The organism is Thiothrix litoralis, from assembly GCF_017901135.1.
In the GTDB taxonomy this organism is placed as follows: Bacteria; Pseudomonadota; Gammaproteobacteria; order Thiotrichales; family Thiotrichaceae; genus Thiothrix; species Thiothrix litoralis.
The window spans coordinates 3,046,977-3,072,401 of sequence record NZ_CP072801.1; the positions used below are offsets into that span (position 1 = coordinate 3,046,977).

Genomic DNA, 25,425 nt, shown 5'->3' on the forward strand with positions numbered 1-25,425 from the left:
TTTCCTCACAATCCGTAAGCAATCCGTAACATGGTAAGAGGATGCGTCGGTTCAGGCATTCCCTCTTCCAACCCATTCTCGATTTGATGCCCTGCCATCGGGCAATCGCTGCCGTAATAATCCGGCTTAGCCTGATTGACCTTGGTGAAAATCGGGCGACAAATTTTCATCGAAATATCATGGAATTCACTTTTCACCGCATACGTACCGTCATGCCCGGAACAACGTTCCAGCAATTCCAGCTTGGTATCGGGGATCAGCTCCAATAACTCGCGAGTCTTGTAACCGATGTTCTGCACCCGCAGGTGGCAAGCGGTGTGATAACTGACTTTACCCAAAGGCTTTTTGAAGCTGGTGTTCAACTTACCTTCCTTGTGGCGCAGCATCAGGTACTCAAACGGGTCGAAAATGCGCCCTTTCACCGTTTGCACATCAGCATCGTCCGGGAACATCAGCGGCAACTCCTGCTTGAACATCAGCACGCAGGAAGGCACGGGGCCGACAATATCCCAACCGTCGTTGATGAGCTTCATCATCGCGGGGACATTGACATCCTTCGCGGCTGCAACGGACTCCAGATCGCCCAGTTCCAGCTTGGGCATTCCGCAGCATTGCTCCTTGTCCAGCAAAGTGATCGGAATACCGTTGATTTCAAACACCTTGCGCAAGTCATCAACGATATGTGGTTCGTTGTAGTTGCCGTAGCAGGTCGCAAAAATCGCCACCTTGCCGGTGGTACGCCCCGCAGCGACCGCCTTGGATTCATCCAGCGTCTTATTACGGGTCACGCGGTCGCGCCCCGTGTGGCTGTGGTAGGACGGGATTTTGGCATCCGGGTGCACACCCAGCACTTTATCCAGTTGTTTGCGGAACGTCGGGTTCTGGTTCATCTTGTTGACCACATCCACCACCACCGGAATACCAGCCAGCTTGCCCACCCTATCGGTGGAACTCAGCACTTTGTCGCGGAATTTGGTATCGCCCTTCTTGAACTTGACCGCTTTGGCACGCAGCATCAAATGCGGGAAGTCGATATTCCACTCATGCGGCGGAATGTACGGGCACTTGGTCATGTAACACAGGTCGCAGAGGTAACAATGATCCACGACCTTCCAGTAATCTTTTTTGTCTACGCCATCCACTTCCATCGTCGACGATTCATCGACCAGATCAAATAACGTGGGGAAGGAGTTACACAGGCTGACGCAACGGCGGCAACCGTGGCAAAGGTCGAAGACGCGCTCCATTTCATGCAGGACGGCATCTTCGTTATAAAATTCGGGGTTTTTCCAGTCGAGAGCGTGGCGGGTGGGGGCTTCAAGGCTGCCTTCGCGTTTTGGGGTTGCCATGATTGTTGTTCTCCGTGAGGGGGGATAGGGGCGAATAAATATCCGCCCCTACAAAGACATTATGCGTCCAAATTATCCAGCGCTTTTTGGAAACGGTTAGCGTGTGAACGCTCCGCTTTTGCCAGTGTCTCGAACCAGTCAGCAATTTCGTCGAAACCTTCTGCACGAGCGTCTTTCGCCATGCCAGGGTACATATCGGTGTACTCGTGAGTTTCGCCCGCAATAGCGGATTTCAGGTTATCACCCGTTGGACCAATAGGCAGGCCGGTTGCCGGGTCACCGGAAGCTTCGAGGTATTCCAGATGGCCGTGAGCATGGCCTGTTTCACCTTCTGCGGTGGAACGGAATACAGTAGCAACGTCGTTATAGCCTTCCACGTCTGCTTTGGCTGCGAAGTAAAGGTAACGGCGGTTGGCTTGGGATTCACCTGCGAATGCGTCTTTCAGATGTTGTTCTGTCTTACTTCCCTTCAGTTCCATGTATGGACTCCTCGGTTGTGTGGTTGATTAAACGCTTTGTGGCATTGTACTCTAAGCTAAAGTACTACCTACTTCCAATCGTATATTGTGAATGTTTCGTTCGATTTCATCAAACATGGATTTTTTAGGAGAGGAACATGAAAGTTGCCACAGCCGTTTACACGCTGGCTTCCGTTGCCGTGCTGGCTCTGATAATAATGCGCCCACCTGTTGAAGTTGCCAGCCCAAGCGCAGCACCCGCAGCAGCACAGGCTACCGAAGCGGCTCCAGAGGCCACTGCTCCAGAAGCCGCAGCACCAACCGCCGACAAGACCACACCAGAAGCACAGACGACCACCGTAGCACCTGAGCCAACAGCAGCAACTCCCGAACCTGAGCCAGCAGCAGCAACTCCCGAACCTGAGCCAGCAACAGCGACTCCCGAACCTGAGCCAACAGCAGCAACTCCCGAACCTGAGCCAGCAGCAGCAACTCCCGAACCTGAGCCAGCAGCAGCAACTCCCGAACCTGAGCCAGCAGCAGCAACTCCCGAACCTGAGCCAGCAGCAGCAACTCCCGAACCTGTTTCCATGCCACCTTCCTCATCGGAAGAAAAAAAAAATGATGTAGCACCGACAGCAGCCACCAAACCTGCGCCCAACCCCAAAGCTGTTCCTGATTATGTCCGTGAACAAAGCATGGCAAACGAAATCAACGGCACGCTGACCAATGGCGAAATCGTTACCCTGAGTGATGGGACGCAAAGCTTCATGGGCATCCTTACCCCGGCGGAGCATCCGCGCGGGGCGGTTATTATTTTGCCTGGATGCGGCTTACCGCCGGATGGGGAAAACGTGACCCACCCACTGCGCACAGGTTTGGCTGCTAAGGGCTGGACAACCCTGTCCCTGCAAATGCCGGTATTGGCGAAAGAAGCCAAATACTATGATTACGTTCCCTTGTTTGCCAACGCCGACAAGCGCATTGATGCGGGCATTGCCCTCTTGAAGCAAAAAGGCATTGCGCCCGTCGTCCTAGCAGCTCACGATTGCGGGGCGCACATGGCGATGAACTGGCTGGGCAACAAGGGTGACGGCGAGATTGCCGCTTATGTAGGCTTGGGAATGGGGGCAACAGACGCAGGGCAAGAAATGGTGCAGCCCTTGCCGTTAGACAAAATGAAAATACCCGTACTCGACATCTACGGGGAAAAGGACACGCCACAGGTCATCAGCCTCGCGCCGGAACGCCAAGCCCTGCTGCAAAAGGGCGGAAATACCCATTCCAAACAAATGGTGTTACCAGAAGCCGATCATGACTTCAAGAACAAGGGGGATGCGCTGAGCGCAGTGGTAGCCACTTGGCTGAATAGCCTGCCGCTATAAACCTTACGGGTGACCCAAACAGAAAAAGGCCACAATAAGCGGCCTTTTTTGCAGGAACAGATCAGGAATAAGCAGGCTTACAAGCACCTGGAACCCGACCAAAACCAACCAGCTTATCTGCCCAGTAGCCCGTTAGCTTATCGGTGGTGATAGCTCTACCAGTACGTGGCGCATGGACAAATTTGTTATCGCCCAAATAGATGCCAACATGGCTAATACGTTTACCACTGGTTTTGAAGAATACCAAGTCACCTTTGCTGGCTTCTTGCTTTGAAACCTTCACTGATGCAGCGTATTGATCCGCAGCAGTACGTGGCAAGGAAACACCTGCACCTTTCCCGAAAGCAAACTGGGTCAGGCCACTACAGTCAAAACCCGTCTTTGGGCTTTCACCGCCGTAACGGTACATTTTACCTTTCTGCTTTTCAGCATTCCATACCACACGATCCAACAAGGTTACGTCCTTCTTAGGGGCGCTAACCGGCAGTTTCGTCACTTTTGCCGTAATATTTTTAGAATGGGCAAATTGGGCGGTATAGACTTGGGGCTTTTCTGCATCCGCAGTCTTAACATTTTCAGAATTACAGCCAGCCAGTAACAATGCCGCTACCCCCAGAAGGACCAACGGCTTCACACTAACACTACTCATAATCTCTTATCTAACCTTTTCAGCGTTCTCTTGTAGAACATTCTTTATATTGTAAGCATGATGTTTTAACACACTCAAAACGTCATGGAGGTGAACGTTAACAGAGTATCCACGCAAGAAACAACTATAAAGATCAACATTCAATCAAATTAACTATTGAATATTTCAATTGTTTTAATCTCGCCAATGTGTTGTTTTATAGCAACACATTGGCGGATAAACTGAATACAAACTGTCTGAAGCTACTGCAAAAATTTCCCTCATTATCCTTGCAACATGATCATGAATTCAGTCAGCGCGATCACAAACTTCCAGTATTTCTACCGTAGAAGATCTCTTTCATTTCCTTACGCAATTGTGCTTCTATTTGCTTTAGGTCTTTCTCAAAGTAGTCATTTTTTCCCAGACCAAACAAGTAGTTATCCAGATCAAACTCTTTCAGCATCATCTTGGTATGAAAGATGTTTTCCTGGTAAACATTCACATCCAGCATGGAGTAATTGCGCTTGGTTTCGGGTGACAAGAAATTCTGGATAGAATTGATCTTATGGTCGATGAAGTGCTTCTTACCCTTTACGTCACGGGTAAAACCACGCACTCGATAGTCCATAATGACAATATCGGACTCTAAACTATGTATTAAGTAGTTCAATGCTTTCAGCGGCGAAATCCGCCCACAGGTAGACACATCAATGTCTGCGCGGAAAGTGCTGATACCATTATCCGGGTGACTTTCCGGGTAGGTATGCACGGTCAGATGACTTTTATCCAGATGCGCCACGACATCTTCCGGGTAAGGCCCAGGCCGTGCCGATGTCGATGTGGAAATTTTTTCCTCGGAAAGGATTGGCTCTTCAGACACCAGAATGGTAACGCTTGCCCCTTGGGGGTCATAATCCTGCCGCGCCACATTCAGGATGTTGGCACCGATGATGTCCGCAACATTCGTCAGAATGTTTGTCAAACGGTCAGCATTGTATTCTTCATCAATGTACGCGAGGTATTCTTCACGGTGAGCCGGACTCCTTGCGTAGCAGATGTCGTAAATATTAAAACTTAGGGTTTTAGTCAGGTTATTAAACCCGTGCAGGCGAATCTGCTTTTGATGACGCTCAACCAATTCCGATCATCCTCTTTATCAGGCGTGGCATAAAAAAATCAGCCAGTTGACCACCGACTGGCATGGGGGTGAACTATGCAAAACTATCCCCTTGGGTGCAAGTGAAATAAATGCTTCACGCGGCCTCGCATAGTTCAAAGTCATGGGTGATTTCAGCGGTTTTTCCCAACATAATGGAAGCAGAACAATATTTCTCAGCCGATAGCTTGACTGCACGCTCCACTTTTTCGGGGGACAGGTTGCGCCCACTGACCACGAAATGCAGGTGGATACGGGTAAACACCTTGGGGTCTTTGTCGGCACGCTCGGCCTCGATCAGCACTTCGCAATCCAGCACCTGCTGTTTGGACTTTTGCAGGATCAGCACCACATCAAAAGATGAGCAGCCCCCTAGCCCCAATAGCAACATTTCCATGGGTCGCATCCCAAGGTTACGTCCGCCGAATTCCGGCGCACCATCCATCACCACCGAATGACCGCTACCGGACTCGCCGACGAAACTCATATTGTCCAACCACTTAACTCTGGCTTTCACGCTGTGCTCCTGTTATACGGAAATACAGATTCTAACATAATCCAGAATTTGACTTAACTCAGGCCATCCAGCAAACCACTGTGATAGCCTACAAATGATATTAATAAAGGAGCGTAACGAATGTTTGGAGAATCCCACGACTTGGCGACTGAGTTCCCTGAGTACAAAGAGCAAATCCACCAACTAAAAATGGAAGATCGGCACTTTTCCCGTCTGTTTGACGAATACCATGAAGTTGACTCGCAACTGCATCGCATTGAGCAAGCCATTGAAGTTCATGCGGATGATTTCGTCGAAGGCTTGAAGCTGCGCCGTCTGAACATCAAAGATGAGCTGTACGGCATGTTACAACAAGCCGCCTGAACATCACGCCTGTGCCGCCAGCCTGCGTTCAACCGCATCAAACAGCAGGCTGGCAATATTGGCAGAATAAATCTGATCCAGCTCACGGATACAAGTCGGGCTGGTCACGTTAATTTCTGTTACATAATCACCGATCACATCCAGCCCCACAAACAGCAAACCCATCTCCCGCAACACCGGCGCAATGCCTGAGCAAATGGCAAACTCGCGCTCAGTCAGATCCACGCCAACACCCTTGCCACCTGCTGCCAGATTGGCACGCCCTTCACCTGCTGCCGGAATTCTTGCCAAGGCATGGGGGAAGGGTTCGCCGTCGATCAGCAAAATACGCTTGTCGCCTTGCTTGTATTCGGGCAGAAAACGCTGCGCCATCACCGTGCGCGTGCCGTGCGCGGTAATCGCCTCCAGAATCACATTGCGGTTGGGGTCGCCCTGTTTGATCTGGAAAATCATCGAGCCGCCCATGCCATCCAGCGGTTTCACCACAATGTGTTGCTGCACTTCCAGAAATTCACGGATACGTGCCATATCACGAGTCACGCGGGTCGGCGGGCAATACTCAGGAAACCAGGCAGCAAACAATTTCTCATTGGCACTGCGAATGCTTTCTGGGCGATTCACCACCAATGTGCCACGTTTTTGCACCATTTCCAGCAAATAGGTACTGTAAATGTATTCCATATCGAACGGCGGGTCTTTACGCATTAGCACCACCGGCAATTCGTGCAAAGGCTTGACCACCGCTTCGCCAAACGTAAACCAGCCCTGTGAATCGTCGCGCACCGTGACCGGGTTCATCTTGGCATAGACGACGCCATCGTCAACAAATAGATCACCTTGCAGGATATGAAACAGGGCACAACCGCGCCGCTGGGCTTCCAGCATCATCGCGAAAGTACTGTCTTTTTTGATATTGATGGTGCTGATCGGGTCCATAATGACGCCGATCGCGTAGCTTTGTGTATTGCTCATGGGCTAAAACCCCTGATTGATAGTCAGAATTCCGCTTTAAGATCGCGGGAAAGCAGTTCGTGCACAGCCTGCCGGGGTGGCAGTTGCTCGTAAAGAATACGGTAAACTTGCTGGCAAATGGGCATTTCTACCCCAGCCCGCTCTGCCAGTTTGCCGATGGATAGCGCTGACTTGGCACCTTCAACCGCCTGCCCGATGTCAGCAATGGCCGTATCGCGGTCTTTGCCTTGTCCGAGTGCCAGACCCAGACGACGGTTGCGTGATTGGTTGTCAGTACAGGTCAGCACCAAATCGCCGACCCCCGCCAGACCCATCAGGGTTTCAGGTTGTGCGCCAAGTTTCACGCCCAGCCGCATGATTTCCGCCAAGCCGCGCGTTACAATGGCAACACGGGCATTTGCGCCAAAACCCAGACCATCGGAAATACCCGCAGCAATTGCCAACACATTCTTGATCGCACCACCCAACTCCACACCCATGACATCGGTGCTGATATAAGCGCGGTAATTGGCAGCACTAAAGGCTTCCGCCACCACTTGCGCCAAGGCTGGCTCATTGGCGGCAACGGTCATGGCTGTCGGTAAACCACGCGCCACTTCGGCAGCAAAGGTCGGCCCGGAAACCACGCCATAGGCGGGGCACTGGGGCAACTCTTCTTCCAACACTTGATGCAACAGCTTGCCAGTATCCAGCTCCAAACCTTTGGTTGCCCAGATAACCGCATCTTTTTCGGTCAACAAAGGTGCAAGGTTTTTCAACATGCCGCGAAACACATGGCTCGGCACTACCACCAGATGGTAATCAGAAAAAGCTGCTACCACCTGCAAATCATTGGAACAACGCAGATTATCAGGAAACGAAATGCCTGGCAGGTAGTGGGTATTTTCACGCTGGCGGTTAAGACTCTCAACGTGTTCGGGGCTAATATCCCACAGCAACACATCCAGCCCATTACGCGCCAATTGCAAAGCCAGTGCAGTTCCCCACGAACCGGCTCCGTAAACAGCAATGGGCTGGATGCGTGGCCTCATCATACAGCGCTGGTAGCTGCTGCTTGCTCTTCCTGCAAACGGCGGGCATACAGGGCATCAAAATTGATTGGGGAAAGATGCAGCTCCGGGAAACTGCCCTTGGAAACCATGCCCGCAATCACTTCACGCGCATACGGGAACAGGATATTCGGGCAGTAAGCAGCCAGCAGGTGGTTGATTTGTTCCTGACCGTAACCCTGGATGAAGAACACCCCAGCCTGTTTCACCTCCACCAGAAAAGCGGTTTTGTCATCACTTTTTACCGTAATGGTGATGAACAGCTCAACCTCGTAGTTATCATTAGCGAGCGTGTTGACCTTGGTGTTCAAATCCAGATTGGTATTCGGATTCCACTCTTGGGTGAAAATGCCGGGTGAGTTGGGTGCTTCAAACGATACATCCTTCACGTAAATACGCTGGATGATGAATTGTTGCTCTTGTGGTTCTTGTTGTGGTTCGCTCATGTAATACCCCTTATAAAATGGATTTAAGATTCAAATAGCAATGCATCCAACTTACCGGCACGATCCAGTGCTGCCATATCATCATAGCCACCGATAGATAAATCGCCAATGAATATTTGTGGCACGGTATCGCGCTGGCTCAAACGCTCCATCTCCGCCCACAAGGCAGCGTCACCACCGACACTGATTTCCTCGTATTCAATACCTTTGCGTTTGAGCAACATCCGCGCTCGCAAGCAATAGGGGCAAAAACGGGTGGCGTACATGAGAACAGGACGTTGTTTCATCGCTTACTAACCGGAAGGTTGGCTGACTCCCATGCCATGATTCCGCCAGCCAGATTACTGACATTATCGAAACCGGCCTTGGTCAGCAAATTACAGGCATGGGCTGAACGGCTACCACTACGGCAATAAACCAGCACAGGTTTGGTTTTGGCTGATTCCAGCTCTACCATACGGTTTTTCAACTGCCCTAGCGGAATGTGTTTGGCACCTTTGAGCTTACCACTCCGCACTTCACTTTCCTCACGCACATCAAGGACGAATGAGCCATCCTGATTAAAGATGTGTACCGCCTGGGTCGTATTGACTTGTTGGTATTTGCGGGTAAGGCGACTGAATTCCAACCAAATGATCATGCCGAGGATGGCAAACAGCCCCGCAATCAACAAGGGATGACTACGGGCGAAAACAAGATATTCTTCCACATTGAACCCTATCAGCAATTAACAGGGGCTAACGATATACATCAGCAAGAGGCAGGTAAACCCCTAAGCACACGTTTTTTGGTAATAGTCAGGGAGATAATCAGTGCGGCGCACTGCAAAAGACTTCCTGCATCATGCTGATCAGGCGCAAGGTACGGTAATCACCCACTCGGTAGTAGACACGATTGGCATCTTTACGCGAAGCCAGAATACCTTTGTCACGCAGAATAGCTAAATGCTGGGAAATATTGCTTTGCGAAGTACCCACGTTATCCACGATGTCTTGTACACTGACTTCCTTATCACCCAGCACGCACAAGATTTTTAGACGTAACGGATGCGAAATCGCTTTCAGTGAACGGGAGGCGCGATCAATATCTTCTTCCTTAACCAGCATATCTTCAATTCTGAAGTCACACGTACTGCCGAGCGCAACGCTTCCCATAGATTTCCTCATCGAAAATGATTTTACTGAGTTTTCCACTGTTTCAAGTCACACAGCAGGCAACTGTAGTATATTAGTATAGACAAATACAATAATATACCCTATTCCATTCCGTGTCATCCCTTTCTTATGGTAGACTCCTTGTTATTATAAACACCCAGAACCCTGACAAACGGTGAAATTTTACCTCCCACTATTCCTTGTGATCGCCTTAGCATCCGGGAATCAGCTATATGCGGCTGATCCTCAAAAGCAGCAACAGCTACAACGCGACATTCGCCAGTTATCGAGCGCCCTGAAGTCGCAACAAGGCGAATCGCGAGCATTACAGGATGAAGTCACTCAACTAGAAAAAAAACTGGGTGATATTTCAGACAAGTATTATCAGACAGAAAAAAAGGCAGAGGCCACTCAGGCTAAACTGGAAGAATCAGGCCGCAAACAACACAAGCTGGATGCTGAACTCGACACCCAGAAATCCGGCCTCGCTCAACAACTTCAGGCTCTTTATACCGCTGGCGAACAGTCCCCCCTACGCTTGCTGCTGCGTCAGGACGACCCTTCTGACATCAGCCGCACTATCCGTTACTTCGAGTATCTCAATGACAGCCGCGTCAACCGTATTCAGGGAATCCAGAAAACCTTGAAAGAAATCCAGTCAGTGCGCCTTAGCATAGTCAAAGACAGTGCGGACCTCCAACAGCTCAACCAAACCCTGGAACAGCAAAAAAAGGACATCCAACAAACACTCACTGCCCGCTCCACCGTGCTTGGCAATATTAAAAGCGATATCCGCAGCAAAGAAAAACAGTTAGGCAAACTCAAAACCGAAGAGGCCAACCTACAGGCCGTCATTGACCGTCTGGCACGCAAAGCCGAGGCTCAAGCCGCCGAAAAACTTGCACAAGCCCAAGCAAAACCTGAAGCACCTCAAAAAACAGTCACGCAAGCCAGGCAGAAAACCACCGACAGTGGCACACCCGTCAAAGCCCGCTTCACGCCCAACCAGGCATTTTCCACCTTGCGGGGCAAACTATCCTGGCCGGTTCAGGGCAGAATCATCCACAGCTACGGGTCATCTCGTAATGAAAAACAACGCTGGCGCGGTGTAGTACTTGCCGCATCTGGTGGTACAAAAGTACGCGCAGTCGCCAAAGGCAGGGTTGCCTTCGCTGGCTGGATGGATGGCTACGGGCACCTGATCATTATCGAACATGACAACAACTACATGAGCTTGTATGGCTACAACCGTGCCATCTATAAAAAGGAAGGGGCTATCGTCAATGCCAATGAAACCATTGCCGCCGTGGGGAATTCCAGTGGCCAAAGCCAAGACGCCCTCTACTTTGAAATAAGGCAGGGAACCAGCCCCCAGAACCCGGCGCGTTGGTGTCGATAATCAGCGTATTGACGGCAATAGCACCACAATGACAACAACAAAGTGCATTTTTGCCACACAATGGTAAACTGGCGGCATTTCAGTGGTGCAGCCACACAAGTAACCCTGCTAACACGGATGTCAGCAGTCAACGTATTAAAGAGATTCAAGTATGCATACACGTTACCGCGTTTTGGCTGGCACCATTGCTGGCATATTGATTGGTGCAACCACCAGCATTAGCCTCAATGTGTTCGCTTTTCGGCAGACAATTGAAAACTCACCACCACTGGATGAGCTACAACAATTTTCCGAGGTGTATTCACGCATCAAGGAAAACTATGTTGAGGACGTCAAAGACAAGGACCTGATGACCAATGCTATCCGTGGAATGCTCAGCAACCTTGACCCCCACTCGGCCTATCTGGACGAAGAAGAATTCAAGGAACTGCAAGTCGGTACCAGCGGTGAATTCGGTGGCTTGGGTATTGAGGTCGGCATGGAAGACGGCTTTGTCAAAGTGATCTCACCGATTGATGACACCCCAGCACAAAAAGCGGGCATACAAGCGGGTGATTTAATCATTCGACTCGACGAAACCCCCGTCAAAGGCATGACGCTTAACGATGCGGTCAAGCTGATGCGGGGCAAGCCCGGCAGCACCATCAACCTGATGGTCGTGCGTGATGGCAAAGACAAACCCTTTAAGGTTGCTATCAAGCGCGACATCATCCAGGTCAAAAGCGTCAAACAACGGATACTGGAACCAGGCTACGGTTATGTACGCATCACCAGCTTCCAAGCCAAAACCACTGATGCATTACTGGAAGGCATCGAAACCCTGAAAAAAGAAAACAAAGGGAAACTGCGTGGTTTGGTGCTTGACCTGCGTAACAACCCAGGTGGTGTACTGAATGCTGCGGTGGGTGTTTCCGATGCCTTTCTTGATTCCGGCAAAATTGTCTACACCGAGGGTCGGGTTCCAGATGCCAAGATGGAATACAACGCCCAAAAAGGCGATGTGGTCGAGAATGCTCCGATTGTGGTGCTGGTCAACCAAGGTTCCGCCTCTGCTTCTGAAATCGTGGCGGGTGCTCTGAAAGATCACAAACGCGCCTTGATTGTCGGGCAAAAAACCTTCGGCAAAGGCTCCGTCCAGACCGTTTTACAACTGGATGAGAAAACCGCCGTGAAGCTTACCACCGCACGCTACTTCACTCCATCAGGCCGCTCCATCCAGGCAGAAGGCATTGCCCCCGACATCGAGTTAAAAGCACTCAAGGTAAAAGGCGACACCGACGCAGAAGACGCTTTTGACCCATTATCAGAAGCGGATTTGAGCAAGCACCTCAGCAACCCCAATGGCGATAAAACCGGAGATAAAGCGAAGCCCGCAGACAAGGCTGAAGAAGCTGCCGACAAGCCGGTCACGGACAATAAAACACCTGAGGAAATGGCTGCCGACAAATCCAAATCACCCCTCGCAGAAGAAGATTATCAGCTCTTTGAAGCACTGAATATCCTCAAAGGCATGGACTTGGTGCAAACCCGCCTCAAGCCCGAAACCCCAGCAGTGGAAGCCGCTAGCGGCAAGGTCATGTAAATGTCTAACCGCGAGCTGACACATTTCAATGCCCAAGGGCAAGCGCACATGGTGGATGTCGGCGCAAAACAGCCTACCCACCGCCGGGCAGTTGCTGCGGGATGCATTGAAATGCAAGCAGTCACCCTTGAGAAAATTCGTGAGGGTGACAATAAAAAAGGCGATGTTTTAGGCATCGCCCGCATAGCAGGTATCATGGCTGCCAAAAAAACGGCTGACCTAATCCCGCTTTGCCACCCATTGGCACTGACCAAGGTTGATGTTGAGCTGACGACCCACACCACGCCCCCCGCCGTACACTGCCGCGTCAGTGTCGAAACCCACGGGCAAACCGGGGTCGAAATGGAAGCGCTGACCGCCGTTCAGGTCACTTTACTGACCATCTACGATATGTGCAAAGCTATCGACAAAGGCATGGTGATGGGAAATATTCGCCTGCTACAAAAATCCGGGGGCAAATCGGGGGACTGGCAATTCACCTAGTCCAACACAAAAACCCCGTAACAACACAACCTTAGCCTAATGAGTTATGCTCCTAAAACTGCCTAAAAATTGCATTACACACCCAGAGTGTGGTAGTTTTTAATGCTAGATTACTGTTTTAAAGCAATACTAATTTCCCAGGAAGGGTAACATGGCATTATGTTCCTACCAGTCTTATCGTAGCATAAGAAAAACTATCGCAATCACTGCTGGAGCGATTGTCCTTTTAGTCGCTAATTCACCAGTTTCTGCCAACCGAGTAACACTGGTAGCAACGGTGAATAATCAAATAGTACTCTTACCAGCCAATTGGTCTATTTTCAAACTGAGTGACAAAGAGCTGCAGAACCCCATAGCAACCCTACCCCGGCATACAGGCACAGTACATCTGCCAGCAGGGCAATACCGCGCCACTGTCAAACAAAATCACATCACTAAAGAAACCGAATTCCGGGTAGAGTCCAACACAGACAAAACTGTCACCATCGCCCTGGATTAGGGCAACACGCATCACCCCGGCGTGTTGGAAGCCACCCAGCGCACTGCACCGTCCGTCAGGGTTTCGCGTTTCCAGAAAGGAGCCGTGTGTTTCAGCGTTTCCATCAGATGACGACAAGCATCGAAAGCCTCTGCCCGATGTGCCGACCACACCGCTACCAGCACAATCGGTTGAGCCGGGGTAATAGCACCTACACGGTGTACAATCAGTACATCATCCAGCGACCATTCCTCAAGGGCAGATGCTGCAAGCGTCTCCAGTTGGCGTTCAGTCATACCGGGGTAATACTCCAGATACATTGCCTGAACGGTATCGCCCTCGTTGAAATCCCGCATCGTGCCCACAAATACCGCCGTCGCACCAGAGCGAGCCTCCACACCCTGCTGCACCTGCCGTTCCGCCAAGTATTGCCACGGATCAAAAGGTGTTTCCCGTAATTCAATCATCCCTCAACCTCCTGTCACGGGTGGGAAAAAGGCCACCTCATCGCCCGGCTGCACCAAGGCTGCCGCATTCGCATAAACCTGATTGACTGCCACCAATACGTTACTTGGCAAGACATTTTCCCCACTACTACGCTGCCAGACCTCCTGCACACTGATGGCATCAGGTGTATCCAACATCACCTGCCCAACGCCCAAGCGTTCCCGTAAACTCGCAAAAAACAATACCTTGATTGACATAATAGCTGATCTCCCATCCAATACCGGCGCTCAACAGAAAGGCCACGATTGTGACCTTCCAAGGATACCTTACTTCATTTCAATAGGGGTATAGCGCTGTAATGGCGTAACGTCAATCGCATCACCCCAGTGCTCTTTCGCGTAAGCAACCGCGTATTTACGTTCCCGGAAGAAACGTTCCTCACCAATCTGTCTAGCAAGCCCAGAACGCTGGAAAGCTTCATACACCCGCAACTTGGTACGGGCGATATAAAACTCAATCCCCGTGGCACGTAGCCGATCGGCGAGTTTTTCCAGCATCTCTTCTCCGGTAGAATCCACTTGCCCCGTCGCTTCCAGATCCAGAATCAACACCTTGAGCTTGGGCTTTGCTGCAATATAATTCAGCAACTTACCTTCAAGATAACCCGTATTGGCAAAATACAAATCACCATCGAAACGGTACACAGCCAAAGTCTCGCTGGTTTGCAAGCCATGAGCCACCGCACCCCGCATCGTGCCATCGGCATCACGGGCAACTTCGACCAAATTCGGGCTCATGGTACGGTATAGGAACAAGCCCAAAGACAACACCACCCCGACAAAAACACCCTTTTCCAATTCTGGCGCAACCATCAACGTAGCAAAAAACGTGACCACTGCCACCACCCCATCATGCCGCTCGACCTTCCAGACATGCTTGATAGGTGCAAACTTAACCAGATTAATCACCGAGACAAAAATGATCGCTGCCAAGGTTGACTGTGGCAAATAATAGAGCAAATCGGTAAAGAACAATAAACTGATCGCCACCAGAGTACCCGTCACCACGGAAGAAAACGGTGTCATTGCACCTGCTGCAAAGTTCACCGCAGAACGAGAGAATGAACCTGAGATAGGTTGTCCTTGGAAAAAAGCAGAAGCTAGATTGCCCATCCCCTGACCAACCAACTCCTGATTGGCCGACAACCGCTGCCGGGTTTGGGAAGCCATCGCTTTGGCGATGGAAATAGCTTCCACAAAGCCCAGCAAGGACATCACAATACCAGACATCAGCAAGGCTTGAAAATGTGCAGGGTCAATACTGGGTATCTGGAATACAGGCAAGCCCGAAGGTACAGCCCCTACCACCGCTCCACCAAGATGTTCATAATCAACAGCCCAGGACAAAACCGTTGTCACCACCACCACAATCAAGATATTGGGTAATTTGGGTGCCCATTTCTTAATGATCAGCAAGCTAGCAAGGGAAAATAGCCCCAGCGCAATGGTCGGCCAATGCGTACCCGGCAGCGCCTTGAGGACCTCCCAAACCATTTCATAATGGTGTTCTGTGGCGGGAACGTTCACCCCCATTAACTTGCTGAGTTGCGAGGTGGCAATAATCAACGCACCGGCATTGGTAAACCCAATAATCACCGGGTGCGACAGGAAGTCCACTAGAATTCCCAAACGAAACAGCCCCAACAGCAGTTGGAACAACCCCATAATGAGCGACAAAAACCCCGCATACAAAATCAGCGTGTTCACATCGTGGATGTTGAAGGGTTGCAAGGCTGTTCCGGTCATCAAGGCCACCAACGCCACCGGACCACTGCCTAATTGACGTGACGAGCCAAACAAGCCCGCCACAATAATAGGCAAAAACGACGCATACAGACCGATATAGGCAGGCAACCCCGCTAACTGCGCATAAGCCATGGATTGCGGAACCAGAATCAAGGCACTGGTTAAACCCGCCATCACATCCGCTTTCAGTACGGCTGGGTTTTTCAGTTCACCAGCCCATTCCGTGTATGGCGTGAAACGGTCTTTCCAGTCACTCAACAGTGACACTAGCCAGCTACCCATGCGGTGCTTACCTCCACTTACATTCCATGTGTATACCAATAAACCACCGCCCTAGCATCCTTCAGGGCTATTCGACTGTCACTGACTTCGCTAGGTTACGCGGTTTGTCCACGTCCGTCCCTTTCAGAACCGCAACATGGTAAGACAGCAATTGCAGCGGAATCGTGTACACAATCGGTGCCAGCAATTCAGGCACATGCGGCATTTCCAGCACATGTAAATTATCAGAAGCAATAATGTGCGCGTTACGGTCCGCAAATACGTACAACTCACCACCCCGCGAACGCACTTCTTCCAGATTGGATTTTAGTTTTTCCAACAAGGCTGTATTAGGAGCTACTGTGACAATCGGCATCTCGCTATCGACCAACGCAAGTGGCCCATGTTTGAGTTCACCCGCCGGATAAGCTTCTGCATGGATATAGGAAATTTCCTTGAGCTTGAGCGCCCCTTCCATCGCAATCGGGTACATTTCCCCACGCCCTAAAAACAGCGCGTGATTTTTCTCGATGAAATGCTCAGCCAGTGCTTCAATTTTCGGGTGCAAATCCAATGCTTGCTCAATCAACGCGGGGAGTTTGCGCAAATCTGCAACGATTTGTGCGATCTTGGCTTTATCCCCACCCTTGGCCTGCATCAGCAATACCATCAGCAACTGCAAAGCAACCAACTGGGTGGTAAATGCCTTGGTAGAAGCCACGCCAATTTCCGGCCCTGCCATCGTCATCAACGACATATCCGATTCGCGAGTCAGCGAGCTTTCCGCCACATTGCAAATCGTCAGTGTTGCCAGACAGCCTTGGCTTTCCTTGATTTTTTCCAACGCCGCCAAGGTATCAGCGGTTTCGCCCGACTGCGAAATAGTCACCAGCAGCATGTTCTTGCGCGGTGGCTGGCGGCGGTAGCGGTATTCGCTGGCGACTTCCACATTGCAGGGAATATCCGTGTTGGCTTCAATCCAGTAGCGCCCCACCAAGCCAGCGTGGTAACTGGTGCCGCAAGCAATGATTTGGATTTCATCGACTTGTGCCAAACGTTCCAGCGCATCCGCCACACCAACCAAAGCGGGCAATACATGATCGCTGCCCAAACGGTTTTCCAGCGTGCCCACCACTGATTGTGGCTGCTCGAAAATTTCCTTGAGCATGAAATGGCGGTATTCGCCCAAATCAGCCGAACACATCGACGCATTCGATTCACGTACTGGGCGCACCACGCGCTCGCCATTCAGGTCGAAAATGTCGATCTTGTTGCGGCTCAGCTTGGCAACGTCACCGTTTTCCAGATAGATGAAACGGCTAGTCACTGGCAGTAAGGCTTGAATATCAGAACCAATGAAGTTTTCACCAATCCCCAAGCCCAATACCAGCGGGCTGCCTTGACGCGCCACAATCAGCGTATCCGGTTCATCCGGGGAAATGACCGCCAAGGCATACGCACCGTGCAATTCACACCGCGCTGCCATGACCGCATCCAGCATACTCACACCCTGACGGCGGAAAATATCGATCAGATGCGCCACCACTTCGGTATCGGTATCGGAAGTAAAATGGTAGCCGTCATCCTGCAAACGCTTACGCAGTTCGACATGATTTTCAATGATGCCGTTATGCACCAAACCGACCCACTCACCACTGAAATGCGGGTGGGCATTGCGTTCCGCTGGAACCCCGTGGGTCGCCCAACGGGTGTGGGCAATACCCACTTTACCATTAATAGGTTCGACATCGAGACGTTCCATCAATGCAGCTACCTTACCGACAGCACGGCTACGTACCAATGCACCCGTTTCTTGCACCACCGCAACCCCGGCAGAATCATACCCCCGGTATTCCAGACGACGCAGACCTTCCAATAAAATTTCCACAACCGGACGTTGAGCAATGGCTCCGACAATACCACACATTATTTTTTCTCCTTAACTGGACGCTGCCAGCCTTTCAAGGTCATTTGTTTGGCGCGGGACAGGGTAAGTTCCCCAGCCGGTGCTGCTTTAGTAATGGTTGAACCTGCACCAATGGTAGCGCCTTCACCAATGCTGACGGGGGCAACCAGTTGCGTGCAAGAACCCACGAACACGCCATCGCCGATGACGGTTTTGTGCTTGTTCGCACCATCGTAATTACAAGTAATCGTGCCTGCCCCAATATTCACATTCGCGCCCATAGTGGTGTCGCCAATGTAACTGAGGTGGTTAACTTTGCTGCCCTTACCGATATGGGCTTTTTTGGTTTCGACGAAATTGCCGATTTTGGCGTTATCTTCCAGCACCGTACCGGGGCGCAGGCGGGCAAACGGGCCAATGTCACAATTGGCAGCAATCAACGCTGACTCAATCACTGAATGTGATTTGATGTGGGTATTGTCGCCGATTTCCGCATCCTGAATCACGCAACCGGCTTCCACCGTCACGCTATTGCCGAACTTGACCTTGCCGATCAGCACCACGTTCACATCCAGAAAGACATCCTGCCCGGTTTCGACCGTACCACGAATATCCAGCCGTGCCGGGTCGGCAACCGTCACGCCCGCCAACATCAGTTTTTCCACCTGACGTTGCTGGCAAGCCCGCTCCAGCCGAGCCAACTGCACGCGGTTATTGGCACCTTCCACTTCCACCGGGTCAGGACACAGCACGGTGTTGACGCTGCCGCCTTCTGCCACCGCCAAACCGACGCAATCGGTCAGATAATATTCGCCCTGCGCATTCTGTGGGGTCAGTTGTTGCAACCAGCGCTTCATGTCACGCCCGCGTGCGGCGATAAAGCCCGTATTGACTTCGCGAATAAGGCGCTGTGCATCGCTGGCATCCTTTTCCTCGACAATCGCCTGCACCTGCCCTTCAGCATTACGCACAATCCGTCCGTAGCCTTTGGGGTCTGCCAGTTCCGTGGTCAGGATGCATAAGGCATGATCTTGCAAACCATCCGCCAAGCCTTGCAGGGTAACAGAGCGGATCAGCGGCACATCACCATACGCCACCAGCACCACGTCATCCGCATCGACTAAGTGAATCGCCTGACTCACCGCATGACCGGTGCCTTTTTGCTGGGCTTGCAGCGCCCAATTCAGGTTTTCACCTGCAATACGCTCGCGCACCAATTCGCCACCATGCCCGTACACAATCGCCATGTGGCAAGCTGCCTCGTGGCTTTGCAAGACAACGCACGCATCAACCACGTGTTGCAGCATCGGCCTGCCCGCGATGGGGTGCAGTACTTTGGGCAAGGAAGAACGCATCCGGGTACCTTGACCCGCTGCGAGGATAATCGGAAAGATATTCATGGGGGGTGTGCCAGTCATTAAATTAATGTCGTAGATAATAGCCAAATAGGGGGGTTGCTTACGTGATGCTCATCACATTCAGCTCATCAAAGTTTTTTACCCAATGGTGATTCAAGTGATCAATCGGCTGATTTTCACGCACCAAGCAACAGGTTTTCATCCCTGCTTGTGCGGCTGCATCCAGCTCTTCCGCTATATCGGACAGGAATAAAATCTCATCTGCCGGTAAACCAATGGCCTCAATAATATGGCGGTAAGCAGCCACGTCACGCTTATGACCGACTGCCGTATCGAAATAACCACTGAATAGCGCTGTTAAATCACCGGCGTCAGAATAACCGAACAAGAGCTTTTGCGCATACACCGAACCGGACGAATAGACATATAATTTCAAACCAAGCTCATGCCAATGCAATAAATGGCGCACCGCATCCTCATACACATGCCCGGTAAAGTCACCGTTGCGATAACCTTCCTCCCACATCAAGCCCTGAATCGCCTTCAGCGGTGTAACCTTTTTGTCTTCCACAATCCACTGGCGCAACTGGGCAATGGCATCAGCCAGCGACAATACTGCATTGCCGGTTTCCAGCCGCACATCGTCGATCAGGCTGGCAACGGCAGGGTCTTGACGGTGCGCTACCACGAAGTCCTGCATGTGCTGGTTGGCGTAAGGAAACAACACATCCTTGACGAAGGACAAGCTGGTAGTCGTACCTTCAATATCGGTGAGGATTGCCTTAATCATCATCAGTTCTCCAGACGCGGGAAACGCCCGGCAATGTCATTGCCCGTAAAATTCGCCACCCAGCCTTCCGGGTTCGTGAACAAACGAATAGCCTTGAAACGCGGGTTTGCCCCCATGTCAAACCAATGGGTCGTGCCCGCAGGTACACTGATCAAATCACCCTTTTCACACAGCACGGTATACACCTTGTCACCGATATGCAGGTAAAACAGCCCTTGTCCGTCCACAAAAAAACGCACTTCGTATTCGGTATGGGTATGTTCGTTCAGGAATTTCTGGCGTAATGCCACTTTATCGGGGTGATCCGGGTGCAAACTGATGACATCCACACTCTGGAAACCGTTTTCCGCCATTAAACGCTCAATGTCGGTACGATAAGCCGCAATTACCTCGTCCGGCGTCGCCGCATCCGCCAGTGGAGCCGCCGCCGCCCAACGCTCGAAACGCACGCCCTGCGCCTGCAATAACGCACTAATCGTTGCGTAATCAGCATACGTTTCAGCCTGTTGCGGGTTGTTGTCCGCATAAATGTTCAATTCACTCATTGCATCTCACCTATCCAGCAACAGTTGCCGGTAAACACATTCAAACAGGAATTCCAAGGCTTCAATATGCCGTAGGGTATCCGCCACCGTCGCCCCCCAAGTATATAGACCATGCCCACGAATCAAATAAGCCACCGTTTGCGGATGCGCATCCAGATAAGCATTAACCTCTGCCGCCAACGCTGGAATATCCTGACTATTGGGGAAAACCGGAATCACCAAACGACTCTCATGCGTTTCCACACCGGGGAAGGCTTTCTGCACCTCATACCCTGCAAGCACCACCTCTTCCAGACGCATCGACAGCACGGTAGCATTAACAGAATGCGTATGCAGCACGCTGCCCATAGCCGGATCACGTCGGTACATCAGCGTATGCAAACCCGTTTCCGCTGAAGGACGCTTACCCGTTTCCAGCGACACGCCCTGCAAATCGGCTCGCAAAAACCCGTTGTCATCCAATCTGCCCTTATGCTGACCTGAACTGGTAATCAGGATCTCTTCCGCCCCCAGCCGCGCAGAAAAATTACTGCTGGTGGCCGGAACCCAGCCTCTGGCGTGGAAAAACTGCCCCGCTGCGATCAACTCGCCCCGCAAGCGCGATAAGGTGTCAGACATAGCATCACTCATGACAGAAAGCAAAGCTTGGTATTTTCGCAGCATTCACACCATTTGTCAGATGATTTGCCAAAACGCAAAAAAAACTCTTTACATTAGAGATTGCTAATATTATAATACTCTCACATTGAAATTACACATAAATCTGCTAGGAAACTTAAAAATGAAATTACAAGCTATTATCTTCTCTGCCCTGATCGTTATGTCTGGCGCTGCTTCTGCTGAATTCTTCAACGGCTTCGACAACGGTTCAGGCGCTGGCAACGGTTACGGCAACGGCACGGGTTCTACTGCTGCTAACGGCACGGGCTACGGCAACGGCGCGAGCGATGTTAACGGCTGGGGTCGTGGCAAAGGCGATGCAGACGGCGAAGTTGAATTTGCTGTTACCTTCAAAGGCAAAGGCAAAACCAACATGGATACCGACATGGCTGCTAACGGTAAAGGCAACGGCGACTGGTATGGTGCTGGCAATGGTTACGGCTACGGCGATGGCAACAGCAACTTTTCTGGCAATGGCCAGACTGCAAAAGCAGGTTATGCGCCAATGATGGCACCTGCTGCTCCAGTTGCACCTGCTGCAAAGTAATAGTTGATAGACAACGGCGGGAAGGACACCCTTCCCGCCAACAGTCACCGTCTCAATCCCACTTCAACGCCCCACCGGTCTGATATTCCGTTACGCGGGTTTCAAAGAAATTCTTTTCCTTACGCATATTGGATTGCTCATCCAGCCACGGCAACGCGTTTTGCGCACCGGGGAACGGTTCATCCATCCCTAACTGACGCGCCCGACGATTAGCAATGAAACGGAACTGCTCATGGTGATCCGTCTGGCTGTAACCCAGAATCGGCGTGGGTAGAATGTATTTGGAATAATTGATTTCAGCCGCTTCAGCCTCATCCCACATATCACGCACCGCTTGCGGGTCAAGCTTGACGTTTTCTTCCTGCATAATCTGGCGCACCACGCGGATACCGAATGAAGCGTGCATCACTTCATCACGCATGATGTATTGGAATTGCTCGCCCGTACCCTTCATCATGCCCCGACGTTGCAACGCAAAGATCGGTGAGAAACCGTTGTAGAACCAGCAACCTTCAAAAATCCCCGCAAAAAACGTGTAAGACATGACGAAATTGTGCAAATCATCACGGTTTTTCAGGTCGATGTCGTGGCGCAAAGCATCATTCAAGCGGCGGTTGGCAAGCTGGATTTTCGCATTGATTTCCGGCACGACACGGTAGCGGTTGTAGATTTCCACCTGATCCAGCCCGATGGTTTCGATGCAATGCTGGTAAGTCCAGGTATGCAGCGCTTCTTCATAGACTTGACGGGCTTGGTAGATCTGCAATTCCGGTGCGGTCATTTTTTCCATGACAGCAAGGCCGATATTGCGCATCGCCAAAATGTCAGAAGTGGTCAGGTAGGCGAGAACGTTTTCGTACACATGACGTTCGGCAGGGCTGAGATTGTGATGGTAGTCATGCACATCCTGCGCCATATTGATGTCGAGTGGCGTCCAATGGTTTTTGTTGGCATTGAGGAAAAATTCCCACGCCCACGGGTATTTGAACGGCGCGAGCTGGTTAATATCCCCACTGCCATTGATCACGCGCTTGTCATCGCTGCGGATCGGCTGTTGGGGTTTGAAAGGTTCTGTTGTGAACGTGTGGCGGGTAGTGCCGTGTGTGCTTCGCATGGTAGCGGCTTCGACAGTCCTGTCAGAAGCCGCTGCTGTTACCGCCGTTGCAAACGTCGCCGACTCCGCTGTCGGTTCAGTTGCAACTTGGGTTTTTGCGCTGCGCTCACTTGCATCTACCTCCACAGTAGGTTCATCAACAAAAGACTCATCAACCAATTTCAATGGTGGCTTGTGCCCATTTGTACGTGGCACGGAAGCCGCGAGGGGGTTATCCCAGTTCAATGTCATATTTTATCTCTCCTGAATGCTGAATGCCAACAAAACCGTTACGGCTTGAGTCTGGCAGGTGGTCATTTGGTGATGCAGGTTCTGGTTGCGTGGTTGCAGAATGTGCTCATATCTAATTACACTGGGGCAAAAAGCGTGGTTGTAGACAGTTTCGCTTGCAGCGTTTGCATAATCTGCTCCAGTTCAATCCGAGCCTCTGCCTGTAAGCCAAGACAAAGGCCAATGCCATCTGCATCCGTGCTTAATCGTGACCCCATCACAAGTTTGTACGACTGATCCGCCAGCCGATCCATACGATAAGCGTGCCAGTGCATGGAATCGCCAATGACTGCGGGGTTATGAAGGTGGTCAAACTTGAACTCACGTCCCATGTAATCCAGTAGTTTATCTTGCACAACCAGTACCAATTTCTTGTTTACATGCTCGAACGTCTGAATCTTATGGTGCATCTGCACAAGGATCGTTTTGGCAGTCATTTTCCAATTCATACCAAATGGCTTGTCTGAACTTTCGCCGTCATCAACACGAGGAACACCTAATTTCCTGAGCAAACGCTGACGCTCAGGCCATACCGTACCTGTCGTATCCAACGTTTGCAGTTCAATTCCGACGAAATCCTTAACTTTGCCGCTCTTTACCGAAACAAGAAAGTAATCAACACTGCCACCGGGAATGGCAACTTCCGAAACAATGTGCAACTCATTTCCCGGTTCATGCAACGTTAGCAAGTGCAGGCAATCGGTGAATATCTGGCGACGTTCAAGCAAACGGTTCGGGCAAATAATGATGGGAATTGGCTCTTTTCCATATAAAACCGCACAAGAACCGATGGCTGTGCTTGGATCGCTTTTGCGAATCTTGTAGCACTTTTTGCCTGCATACACGCATTGCTGTTCAGCAACCACCGCGTTCCAATCTACTTCAGGCTTGGTGACTGACTGACCAAATAATTCGACCACTTTACTCATAACAACCTTCCACACCTTTCTTGAGCAAATTCAAGATAACGCCGCGATATGTCGATACCGATGGATTTACGATTCAGGCTTTGCGCCGCTACGAGGGTTGTGCCTGTTCCGCAAAACGGGTCGAGCACGATACCCCCTTCAGGGCAAGTTGCCAATAGCGGGATACGGCACAAATCCACCGGATACGGCGCAAAGTGCTTTTCCCTGTTTTGGGTATCTTCGGGAAGGATGTCCCACACATCGCTGGGCTTGCTGCCATTGGGGTGATATTTGAGGAAATAGAATCCCTTGTCACGCAACTCTTTGGCACGACCAGAGAGTTTTTCACTATCTGAATGGGTAGTGCGTTGCTGCCCCCGAATAACCATTCTGAAATCGGCCAGACGGCCTTCACGAACTTCTCCCAGCATATTGTCAAGTGCGGTAAATGCAGCAGCTTTTTCAGTCGTAGACAATGCTGTTGAAAGTTCAAGCTGACGTTTGTAACGCACACCCGATACACCTGTAGCAGACACAATTGCGCCATTGACCACTTTGGTTTCACGCGGTTTGGAACGAATGGCATCAGCGTTGTAGTAGTAACCCTTAGCCTGCTTGACGAAGTGAAAAACATTTTCATGGGTATTGGCGAGACGGTCTTTAGTGTTGTCCATACCACCCTTCAGCTTGTTCCAGACAACATCGTTGCGCAAAATCCAACCTTGGTTATCCGTCAGTTCAAAGGCAACACGCCAAGGGATACCGACCAGCCCTTTACCGTTGTAGCTGTCACCAAGATTCAGCCAGAAGGAACCTTCTGGTTTCAGGACGCGCTTAATTTCAGCACAGATAGCAACCAGATTTTTCACGTAATCGCGGTAATCGGCTTCCTGACCGATGCCACCATTTTCGTATTCACGCTTGCCCCAGTAGGGGGGAGAAGTCATTACGCAGTCGATGCTTGCAGCAGGGAACTCACGTAAGGCAGACAGGGCGTTGCCCTGCAAAAACAAAGGGTTAATGGCAGTATTATGTTGATAAGTCGTAACAATTTGCTGATTTTTTTTATTATTCACTCGTTCAGTTTGAGTAGCAGGCACAACTCTAGTTGCCTGACCAACTGGACAAGCAAAATCATCAACACTGGCAAGCAACCCAATGGTTTTCATGCCGGGTTAGCCTGCAAACAAAAAGACACCACCCTCAGTGAGTGAAGGTAGATGATAGAATTCTTATGAAGAAAAAGCATAAATACTCATCACTGGCTTCGAGCTAATCGAAGATCAGAGAGCAATCTATCAAATAATGAATTTGCCCTAAGCTCTCCAAAAATGTATAACTACGCGGGTGATGAGCGTCCTGCTTTGATCAAAAACCAGTCAAAAGCGCCAA

General features: G+C 50.8%; 29 protein-coding genes. 7 read left to right on the plus strand and 22 right to left on the minus strand.

Annotated features, from left to right (window positions below):
- Positions 1-5: 5 nt before the first annotated feature.
- The gene (locus J9253_RS14785; protein WP_210221681.1) at positions 6-1,349 is read right to left on the minus strand and encodes a heterodisulfide reductase-related iron-sulfur binding cluster; all 1,344 of its coding nucleotides are present in this window, start codon (positions 1,347-1,349) and stop codon (positions 6-8) included.
- Positions 1,350-1,408: 59 nt separating this feature from the next.
- Positions 1,409-1,828 carry a rubrerythrin family protein gene (locus tag J9253_RS14790; protein WP_210221682.1) on the minus strand — a complete coding sequence of 140 codons (420 nt, stop codon included), beginning with the start codon at positions 1,826-1,828 and terminating at the stop codon, positions 1,409-1,411.
- A 137-nt stretch (positions 1,829-1,965) separates the two neighbouring features.
- Between J9253_RS14790 and J9253_RS14795 the strand changes: the two genes are divergently transcribed.
- Positions 1,966-3,192 carry a DUF3530 family protein gene (locus J9253_RS14795; RefSeq protein WP_210221683.1) on the plus strand — a complete coding sequence of 409 codons (1,227 nt, stop codon included), beginning with the start codon at positions 1,966-1,968 and terminating at the stop codon, positions 3,190-3,192.
- 61 nt (positions 3,193-3,253) lie between these two features.
- On the opposite strand, the gene J9253_RS14800 is transcribed toward J9253_RS14795, so the two are convergent.
- From J9253_RS14800 to J9253_RS14810, 3 genes are all read right to left on the minus strand, one after another.
- Positions 3,254-3,826, minus strand: a complete 573-nt coding sequence (locus tag J9253_RS14800; protein ID WP_228291394.1) for a C40 family peptidase — start codon at positions 3,824-3,826, stop codon at positions 3,254-3,256.
- Between the two features lie 316 nt (positions 3,827-4,142).
- Positions 4,143-4,961 (minus strand): adenosylmethionine decarboxylase, encoded by an 819-nt coding sequence (gene speD, locus J9253_RS14805; RefSeq protein ID WP_210221685.1) that lies wholly within the window; start codon positions 4,959-4,961, stop codon positions 4,143-4,145.
- A gap of 115 nt (positions 4,962-5,076) precedes the next feature.
- On the minus strand, positions 5,077-5,496 hold the full coding sequence (locus J9253_RS14810; protein WP_028489317.1) for an OsmC family protein: 420 nt from the start codon (positions 5,494-5,496) through the stop codon (positions 5,077-5,079).
- A 120-nt stretch (positions 5,497-5,616) separates the two neighbouring features.
- Between J9253_RS14810 and J9253_RS14815 the strand changes: the two genes are divergently transcribed.
- Positions 5,617-5,859: a YdcH family protein gene (locus J9253_RS14815; RefSeq protein ID WP_210221686.1), complete on the plus strand. Its 243-nt coding sequence runs from the start codon at positions 5,617-5,619 to the stop codon at positions 5,857-5,859.
- Between the two features lie 3 nt (positions 5,860-5,862).
- Here the strand turns inward: J9253_RS14815 and gshB are convergent, their stop codons facing one another.
- The 6 genes from gshB to J9253_RS14845 form a co-directional block, all read right to left on the minus strand.
- The gene (gene gshB, locus J9253_RS14820) at positions 5,863-6,831 is read right to left on the minus strand and encodes a glutathione synthase (protein ID WP_210221687.1); all 969 of its coding nucleotides are present in this window, start codon (positions 6,829-6,831) and stop codon (positions 5,863-5,865) included.
- A gap of 23 nt (positions 6,832-6,854) precedes the next feature.
- Positions 6,855-7,865 (minus strand): NAD(P)H-dependent glycerol-3-phosphate dehydrogenase, encoded by a 1,011-nt coding sequence (locus J9253_RS14825; RefSeq protein ID WP_210221688.1) that lies wholly within the window; start codon positions 7,863-7,865, stop codon positions 6,855-6,857.
- The gene (gene secB, locus J9253_RS14830) at positions 7,862-8,326 is read right to left on the minus strand and encodes a protein-export chaperone SecB (RefSeq protein WP_210221689.1); all 465 of its coding nucleotides are present in this window, start codon (positions 8,324-8,326) and stop codon (positions 7,862-7,864) included. The genes J9253_RS14825 and secB overlap by 4 nt, the downstream gene beginning before the upstream one ends.
- Positions 8,327-8,349: 23 nt before the next feature.
- Positions 8,350-8,613 (minus strand): glutaredoxin 3, encoded by a 264-nt coding sequence (gene grxC / locus J9253_RS14835; RefSeq protein ID WP_210221690.1) that lies wholly within the window; start codon positions 8,611-8,613, stop codon positions 8,350-8,352.
- Complete coding sequence (locus tag J9253_RS14840) at positions 8,610-9,035, minus strand: rhodanese-like domain-containing protein (protein ID WP_210221691.1); 426 nt, start codon at positions 9,033-9,035, stop codon at positions 8,610-8,612. The genes grxC and J9253_RS14840 overlap by 4 nt, the downstream gene beginning before the upstream one ends.
- Positions 9,036-9,135: 100 nt before the next feature.
- Entirely contained in the window at positions 9,136-9,480 is a 345-nt protein-coding gene (locus tag J9253_RS14845; RefSeq protein WP_210221692.1) for an ArsR/SmtB family transcription factor, read from the minus strand.
- Between the two features lie 175 nt (positions 9,481-9,655).
- On the opposite strand from J9253_RS14845, the gene J9253_RS14850 reads away from it, so the two are divergent.
- The 4 genes from J9253_RS14850 (at position 9,656) to J9253_RS14865 (ending at position 13,443) form a co-directional block, all read left to right on the plus strand.
- Positions 9,656-10,879: a murein hydrolase activator EnvC family protein gene (locus tag J9253_RS14850; protein WP_210221693.1), complete on the plus strand. Its 1,224-nt coding sequence runs from the start codon at positions 9,656-9,658 to the stop codon at positions 10,877-10,879.
- 151 nt (positions 10,880-11,030) lie between these two features.
- A complete protein-coding gene (locus J9253_RS14855) occupies positions 11,031-12,461 on the plus strand; it encodes a S41 family peptidase (protein WP_210221694.1) in 1,431 nt (476 codons plus the stop codon).
- The gene (gene moaC / locus J9253_RS14860; protein WP_210221695.1) at positions 12,462-12,944 is read left to right on the plus strand and encodes a cyclic pyranopterin monophosphate synthase MoaC; all 483 of its coding nucleotides are present in this window, start codon (positions 12,462-12,464) and stop codon (positions 12,942-12,944) included.
- 151 nt (positions 12,945-13,095) lie between these two features.
- Positions 13,096-13,443: a hypothetical protein gene (locus tag J9253_RS14865; RefSeq protein WP_210221696.1), complete on the plus strand. Its 348-nt coding sequence runs from the start codon at positions 13,096-13,098 to the stop codon at positions 13,441-13,443.
- Positions 13,444-13,454: 11 nt separating this feature from the next.
- Here J9253_RS14865 and J9253_RS14870 read toward each other — a convergent pair whose 3' ends face one another.
- The 8 genes from J9253_RS14870 to J9253_RS14905 form a co-directional block, all read right to left on the minus strand.
- Positions 13,455-13,889, minus strand: a complete 435-nt coding sequence (locus J9253_RS14870; protein ID WP_210221697.1) for a molybdenum cofactor biosynthesis protein MoaE — start codon at positions 13,887-13,889, stop codon at positions 13,455-13,457.
- Positions 13,890-13,892: 3 nt separating this feature from the next.
- Positions 13,893-14,126: a molybdopterin converting factor subunit 1 gene (gene moaD / locus J9253_RS14875; RefSeq protein ID WP_210221698.1), complete on the minus strand. Its 234-nt coding sequence runs from the start codon at positions 14,124-14,126 to the stop codon at positions 13,893-13,895.
- 69 nt (positions 14,127-14,195) lie between these two features.
- Positions 14,196-15,956 (minus strand): SulP family inorganic anion transporter, encoded by a 1,761-nt coding sequence (locus J9253_RS14880; protein WP_210221699.1) that lies wholly within the window; start codon positions 15,954-15,956, stop codon positions 14,196-14,198.
- A gap of 67 nt (positions 15,957-16,023) precedes the next feature.
- Positions 16,024-17,862: a glutamine--fructose-6-phosphate transaminase (isomerizing) gene (gene glmS, locus J9253_RS14885; protein ID WP_210221700.1), complete on the minus strand. Its 1,839-nt coding sequence runs from the start codon at positions 17,860-17,862 to the stop codon at positions 16,024-16,026.
- Positions 17,862-19,241, minus strand: coding sequence for a bifunctional UDP-N-acetylglucosamine diphosphorylase/glucosamine-1-phosphate N-acetyltransferase GlmU (gene glmU / locus J9253_RS14890; protein ID WP_210221701.1), 1,380 nt, complete (start codon positions 19,239-19,241; stop codon positions 17,862-17,864). Before glmU ends, glmS begins: the two co-directional genes overlap by 1 nt.
- Positions 19,242-19,299: 58 nt before the next feature.
- Positions 19,300-19,992 (minus strand): acireductone synthase, encoded by a 693-nt coding sequence (gene mtnC, locus J9253_RS14895; RefSeq protein WP_210221702.1) that lies wholly within the window; start codon positions 19,990-19,992, stop codon positions 19,300-19,302.
- Positions 19,992-20,534: a 1,2-dihydroxy-3-keto-5-methylthiopentene dioxygenase gene (locus J9253_RS14900; RefSeq protein WP_210221703.1), complete on the minus strand. Its 543-nt coding sequence runs from the start codon at positions 20,532-20,534 to the stop codon at positions 19,992-19,994. The genes mtnC and J9253_RS14900 overlap by 1 nt, the downstream gene beginning before the upstream one ends.
- 6 nt (positions 20,535-20,540) lie before the next feature.
- Entirely contained in the window at positions 20,541-21,152 is a 612-nt protein-coding gene (locus tag J9253_RS14905) for a methylthioribulose 1-phosphate dehydratase (RefSeq protein ID WP_210221704.1), read from the minus strand.
- 163 nt (positions 21,153-21,315) lie between these two features.
- Between J9253_RS14905 and J9253_RS14910 the strand changes: the two genes are divergently transcribed.
- Entirely contained in the window at positions 21,316-21,741 is a 426-nt protein-coding gene (locus tag J9253_RS14910; RefSeq protein ID WP_228291395.1) for a hypothetical protein, read from the plus strand.
- Between the two features lie 52 nt (positions 21,742-21,793).
- Here J9253_RS14910 and J9253_RS14915 read toward each other — a convergent pair whose 3' ends face one another.
- The 3 genes from J9253_RS14915 to J9253_RS14925 all read right to left on the minus strand — a co-directional run bounded on the left by J9253_RS14915 (position 21,794) and on the right by J9253_RS14925 (position 25,202).
- Complete coding sequence (locus J9253_RS14915; protein ID WP_210221705.1) at positions 21,794-23,086, minus strand: ribonucleotide-diphosphate reductase subunit beta; 1,293 nt, start codon at positions 23,084-23,086, stop codon at positions 21,794-21,796.
- A 116-nt stretch (positions 23,087-23,202) separates the two neighbouring features.
- A complete protein-coding gene (locus tag J9253_RS14920) occupies positions 23,203-24,054 on the minus strand; it encodes a NotI family restriction endonuclease (protein WP_210221706.1) in 852 nt (283 codons plus the stop codon).
- Positions 24,051-25,202 (minus strand): DNA-methyltransferase, encoded by a 1,152-nt coding sequence (locus J9253_RS14925; protein WP_210221707.1) that lies wholly within the window; start codon positions 25,200-25,202, stop codon positions 24,051-24,053. Before J9253_RS14925 ends, J9253_RS14920 begins: the two co-directional genes overlap by 4 nt.
- Between the last annotated feature and the right edge of the window lie 223 nt (positions 25,203-25,425).